At 74.3% G+C, this 4824-nt stretch carries 5 protein-coding genes and 2 pseudogenes; 2 read left to right on the forward strand and 5 right to left on the reverse strand.

Annotation, left to right across the window (positions count from 1 at the left end; translation table 11 throughout):
* Together GVN67_RS27970 and motA are read right to left on the reverse strand one after the other, a co-directional pair.
* Positions 1-256, reverse strand: a pseudogene (locus GVN67_RS27970) (MotA/TolQ/ExbB proton channel family protein); the annotation flags it as partial.
* An 83-nt stretch (positions 257-339) separates the two neighbouring features.
* On the reverse strand, positions 340-1239 hold the full coding sequence (gene motA, locus GVN67_RS27975; protein ID WP_160000586.1) for a flagellar motor stator protein MotA: 900 nt from the start codon (positions 1237-1239) through the stop codon (positions 340-342).
* A 128-nt stretch (positions 1240-1367) separates the two neighbouring features.
* On the opposite strand from motA, the gene GVN67_RS27980 reads away from it, so the two are divergent.
* On the forward strand, positions 1368-2444 hold the full coding sequence (locus GVN67_RS27980; RefSeq protein ID WP_160000587.1) for a hypothetical protein: 1077 nt from the start codon (positions 1368-1370) through the stop codon (positions 2442-2444).
* On the opposite strand, the gene GVN67_RS27985 is transcribed toward GVN67_RS27980, so the two are convergent.
* Positions 2441-2737, reverse strand: a complete 297-nt coding sequence (locus tag GVN67_RS27985; protein ID WP_160000588.1) for a hypothetical protein — start codon at positions 2735-2737, stop codon at positions 2441-2443. The genes GVN67_RS27980 and GVN67_RS27985 overlap by 4 nt on opposite strands.
* 17 nt (positions 2738-2754) lie before the next feature.
* The gene (locus tag GVN67_RS27990; RefSeq protein ID WP_160000589.1) at positions 2755-3321 is read right to left on the reverse strand and encodes a hypothetical protein; all 567 of its coding nucleotides are present in this window, start codon (positions 3319-3321) and stop codon (positions 2755-2757) included.
* A gap of 171 nt (positions 3322-3492) precedes the next feature.
* Here GVN67_RS27990 and GVN67_RS27995 point away from each other — a divergent pair, with 171 nt between their 5' ends.
* The gene (locus tag GVN67_RS27995; RefSeq protein ID WP_160000590.1) at positions 3493-4287 is read left to right on the forward strand and encodes a hypothetical protein; all 795 of its coding nucleotides are present in this window, start codon (positions 3493-3495) and stop codon (positions 4285-4287) included.
* A gap of 1 nt (position 4288) precedes the next feature.
* On the opposite strand, the pseudogene GVN67_RS28000 reads toward GVN67_RS27995, so the two are convergent.
* Positions 4289-4824, reverse strand: a pseudogene (locus tag GVN67_RS28000) (MotE family protein); the annotation flags it as partial.

Raw genomic sequence — 4824 nt, forward strand, 5'->3', positions numbered from 1 at the left:
GTGGCGGGGCGCGGCCGGGCGCGGCGGCGGCGGGCGGCGCGGCGGGCGCGATGCTGCCGCCAGCGGCGGGCGCCAGGCTGTTCTGCGGCGCCGCATTCGGCCGTGGCGCCGGGGTGGACAGGCCCTGCGGCACCGAGGGCGTGGTCGGCAGGGTCGGCGCGGCGGTCGAGGGCAAAGCGGGCGCCGGCAGGGTGCCGGGCGCGGGTGTCGCCGGCGCCTGCGCCATCACCGGCGCGCCGGACAGGCAGAGGAGCACCGCCCCCAGCCCGCCAACCGCGAGCCGCGGGGGGAGGGAGACCGAAGAGGGCATCCGCGCGCCGGGCCGGGCCTTCACCGGGCTTACTCCCCGCCACCCTCGGCGGCGCCCTCGGCTTTCGCACGGCCGGCCTCGCGCAGCTGCTCCTCCATCTGGTCGAAGCTCGGCTGCAGCTTGGAGGGGATGGCCTGGCGGCCGACCTCGACGCAGATCTGCGGCGAGAGGTTTTCCAGATAGGAGGTGATGACGGCGCGGGTGACATCCATCATCCGCTTCTCCTCCTCGATGATGGCCTTCAGCCGCGCGGCCATCGGCCCGATCAGCCCATAGGACAGGAAGACACCGAGGAAGGTGCCGACGAGGGCCGAGCCGATCATGCCGCCCAGGATCTCCGGGCTCTCGCTGATGGCGCCCATCGCCTTGATGACGCCGAGCACCGCGGCGACGATGCCCAGCGCCGGGAAGGCGTCGGCCATCAGCTGGATCGCCTTGGCGGGCTTGAGATTCTCGGCATGGCGCTTGTCGATGGCGCCTTCCATCATCTCGCCCACCCGGTGCGGGTCCTTGTTGTTCAAGGTGATGGTGCGCATCGTGTCGCAGACCAGGCCGCGCAGCGCCGGCTCCTTGGTCAGCCGCGTGTAGCGGCCGAAGATCGGCGAGTTCTCCGGCTTCTCGATATGCTTCTCGAGCTTGGCCGCGCCCTCCTTCTGGTGCGTGCGCAGCAGCAGGTAGAGCAGGCAGAGCAGGTCGGAGAAATCCTTCCGCCGCCACTGCGATCCCTTGAAGACCTTGCCGAAGGATTTCATCGTCTTGGCGACGAGGGCCCCGTCGCCGCCGATCAGCAGCGTCATGAAGCCGCTGCCGCCGATGATCATCATCTCCGGCCCGATGGCGTGCATGATCACGCCCATCTTGCCGCCGGCGATCAGGTAGCCACCGAAGACGGCGGCGAAAACTCCGAGAATTCCGGCGATCTGGATCATCGATTGGGTCGGCCCCGCAATGCGCTGGTGCGATGGTCGGGCCAGAACCTGGCCGGCGCTTCGCTCTTACCATTTCGCACCTTTCTGTGCTATGAGCATTTTTCGCAATAGCGACCGAGAGGACGAACATGCCCCTTCCCGTCGGTATCCCCGAAGGCGTCACCAAGGCCCTGGACCAGGCGCAGGACAAGGCGGGCGGGGCCGCGGCCGCCGCCGCCGCCGCCGCGCCGCGCGCCGAGCAGCTCGGCCGCTTCCGCGTCGACGCCCAGGTGGCGGGCGCGCTGCGCCAGGCCGCCCAGGCCACCGGCCTCGGCTTCAACGTGCTGGCGGCGAAGGCGGCGATGGAAAGCGGCTTCCGCGCCGATGCCCAGGCCTCCACCTCCTCGGCGCGCGGGCTGTTCCAGTTCATCGACCAGACCTGGCTGGGCGTCGTCCAGGCGCATGGCGCCGAGCACGGCCTGGCCAACGAGGCCGCCGCCATCAGCCGCAGCGGCAGCCGGCTGACCGTCAGCGACCCGGCGATGCGCACCCGCATCCTGGCGCTGCGCGACGACCCGGCGATTTCCGCCAAGCTGGGCGCCGAGCACCTGAAGGACCTGTCGGACGCGTTGCGCCCGGCGCTGGGCGGCCGGGCGCCGGACGCGACCGAGCTCTATCTCGGCCACTTCCTCGGGCTGCGCGGCGCGACCGAGCTGCTGCGCGCCGCCGCCAGCGACCCGTCGCGCGCCGCCAGCGACATCCTGCCCGAGGCCGCCCGCGCCAATCCGGCAATTTTTCGCGGCGCCGACGGCAATCCGCTCTCCACCCAGCAGCTGATGGACAAGCTGCGCGGCCGGGTCGGGCAGATCTACGCCTCGCTCGGCATGGCGCCGCCGGCCGGGCCGGTCGAGCTGACCCCCGGCGCCGCCGCCGCGGTGATGGCCAGCAAGCCCGCCGCCCCGGTCGCCAGCGAGGAGCCGCTGTGGTGGGGCCGCGGCAATCCCGCGCGCGTCCTGCACCCGTCGGAACAGGCGATGACCTCCACCCTGGTCGAGGTCTTCAGCCGGATGAACCGCGCCGCCGCCCAGCGCGGGCGCGAGGCGGAGCCGGGCGAGCTGCCGGCCAGCGTGCTGGAGGCGCTGCGCCAGCAGGCCACCAGCCTGCCGGAGACCAGCATCGACCCGCTGGCCGAGGCGCGCCGCGCCTATCGCCCCGTGCAGATTTAACCGGCGCAGGCCCAAGAGGCCGCGCGGCGCCGGGCCTGTTCCAGCCGCACCTCCTGGCCGTGGCGCAGCCCGGCGGCGTAGCACTGGCCGAGCCCGGCCAGCAGCAACGCCGGCGGGGCCGGCCAGGGCTGCGGCAGGCCCGGGGGCGGGCTGTCCGGCGCGGCGGATCGCCACCCGGCCAGCCCATCGCGCCGGCCCTGCGCCGTGGCGCGGTCCAGCAGCCAGGGGGCGAGCGATTCCCAGTCCAGATCGCGGAAGGGCGCAGCCAGCGCGGGCTTCTCTTTTATTTCCATTTTTCGCATTCCAGTGATCATGCGGATTCGGGCCTGGAGATTGGGCCGGGCGGGCCGTCGAAGCTGCGGACCCGGGTAGCGAAGCCATGCAGCGGCAGCTCCAGCAGCGCATCCTCCAGCGCCACCCGCAGGGCGGCCGCGGACCGCCCGGCGCTGCGGTGGGGCAGCGTCGCCACCACCTCGCCCTGCCGCCCATCGGCCAGCACCAGCCGGGCGCCGGGAAAGCCGAAGCGCACCACCCGGGCATTCAGCCGCGGCAGGCCGAGCAGCCGCGCGGCGCAGCCCGGCAGCCGCAGCGCGACCGCCTGCAGCGGCGTCGCACCCTCCAGCCGCGGCAGCCGCCGCGCCGGGACATAGGCGCGGCTCAGCGTCATGCGCGGCGCCGGCCCTTCGCCGGGGGCGGCGAGCTGCTCGGCCAGACTGAGATAGGCCAGCCGGCCCGGATCGGGGACAGGGTCGGCGCCGGCCGGCAGGTGGCGCAGCAGGGCCAGCGGCAGCGCCAGCCAAGCGCCGGCGGCCGGCAGCGCCGGGTCGAACAGCAGCGGCCAGGGGCCCAGGGCCAGGCCAGGAGTCGTAGAGCTCATTCCGGTAATTTCGCATGGATGCCCGGCGCCTTGCAGCAGGCTTCGGTGGCCGGCACCCCCGGCGTCACCGGAATTTGCGAAAAATAATAAATTGCGTGGCAAGCTCCGCCGGGCGCCGCCCATTCCCCGGCAGCTTGCCGACCCGGCGCCTTCCCAAAACGGAGCGATGCGATGGCCGCGACCCCCCGTCCCCCCCAGGCCCTGCTGCAGGCCGCGACGCTGCTCGGCCTGGCGGGCCTCGGCGCCGGGGTCGGCGCCGGCGCGGTGGGCGCCGGCCTGCTCGGGGTCGAGGCCGGGCTGCTGCCCGACATGATCGACCGCCCGGGATGGAGCCTGGGCGCCGGGCTGGTGCTGGCCGCCGGCGTCGGCGGCTGGATGTGGTGGCGCCAGCGCGGCCAGCAGCGCCGGCTGGACGCGCTGCGCCTGGACCTCGCCGCCCCCGCCCCGCCGATGGCGGCGCCGCCCGGCACGACGATGGAGGGGGTGCTGCGCTTCGCCACCACCGCGCCGCTGGCCTGGTGCGCGCGGCGCGGCGAATGGTGCCTGGACCTGCAGCGCAGCGGCCCGGCCGACCTGCCCTGGCGGATGAACCTGCGCCGCGCCGACCTGCCGGAGGAGCCGGTGCCGCTGGCCCAGGCGGCGACGCTGGACGCGGTGCTGCATCTGTCGCGCCGGCTCTTCGCCCAGCGTGCCCTGGTGCGCTCCAGCGACGCGACGCTGCGCGAGGCGGCGGAGCTGCTGGAATGCGACCTGGAATTCCTGCTGCCGGCGGCGCAGAGCCAGATGACCGCGCTGGCCGAGGGCGGCTATGCGCTGCAGGACGAGAAAGGGTGCCGGGCGATCTCCGCCCAGCTCGCCGACACGCTGCTGGCGCATGACATCGCCCGGCGGCAGGCCGGACACCAGGAAACGGGGCGCCAGGAAGCCGGGCGCCGCCCCGCCGTGGACGGGCAGCCCGGCGGCTAGCTCAGTTCACCACCCGGAAGGCCTCGCGCCTTCCGGCGATCTCCTGGGTCAGGGCCAGGGCGGCGGGCGGCTCCATCTGCGCCAGGATCGGCCCGGCCTGGCGGTCGGGGATCTTCAGCAGGATCACCGCGGCGCGCGGCGGCTCCAGCCGCTCCAGCACCTTGGCCGCCTGCTGCGGCCGCATGTTGACGTAGAGCGCGACCAGCGCATCGATATCGGCCTCCGAGGCGGTGCTCTCGCGCACCACCATCCGCTCCACCTCCTCGCGCAGCCGGGCGAGCTCGGCGATCTGCTGGCGGGCCAGGCTTTCGGCCGCCTGCAGCCGGGCCTCGCGCGCTTCCAGCCCGCGCTCGCGGCGGTCGATCTCGGCCTGGCGCCGGGTCACCTCGGCCAGCAGCCTTCCCTCGCCGGGGCGGTCGTCGCCGAGCGGATTGCCGCGCACCGGGGCGGCAAGCACCGGCGAGACATGCGGCAACGCCACCAGCCCGTCGCGCAGCGGCATGGCGGCGGGGGTGGCGCCGGCGGGCGGAGCCGGGG

Origin of the sequence: Roseomonas sp. 18066, from assembly GCF_902706185.1 — a bacterium.
GTDB lineage: Bacteria > Pseudomonadota > Alphaproteobacteria > Acetobacterales > Acetobacteraceae > Pseudoroseomonas.

Coding starts and splice junctions, on each gene's coding strand:
- motA (WP_160000586.1), bottom strand. CDS start 1,239: ATGATCCAGATCGCCGGAATTCTCGGAGTTTTCGCCGCCGTCTTCGGT.
- GVN67_RS27980 (WP_160000587.1), top strand. CDS start 1,368: ATGCCCCTTCCCGTCGGTATCCCCGAAGGCGTCACCAAGGCCCTGGAC.
- GVN67_RS27985 (WP_160000588.1), bottom strand. CDS start 2,737: ATGGAAATAAAAGAGAAGCCCGCGCTGGCTGCGCCCTTCCGCGATCTG.
- GVN67_RS27990 (WP_160000589.1), bottom strand. CDS start 3,321: ATGAGCTCTACGACTCCTGGCCTGGCCCTGGGCCCCTGGCCGCTGCTG.
- GVN67_RS27995 (WP_160000590.1), top strand. CDS start 3,493: ATGGCCGCGACCCCCCGTCCCCCCCAGGCCCTGCTGCAGGCCGCGACG.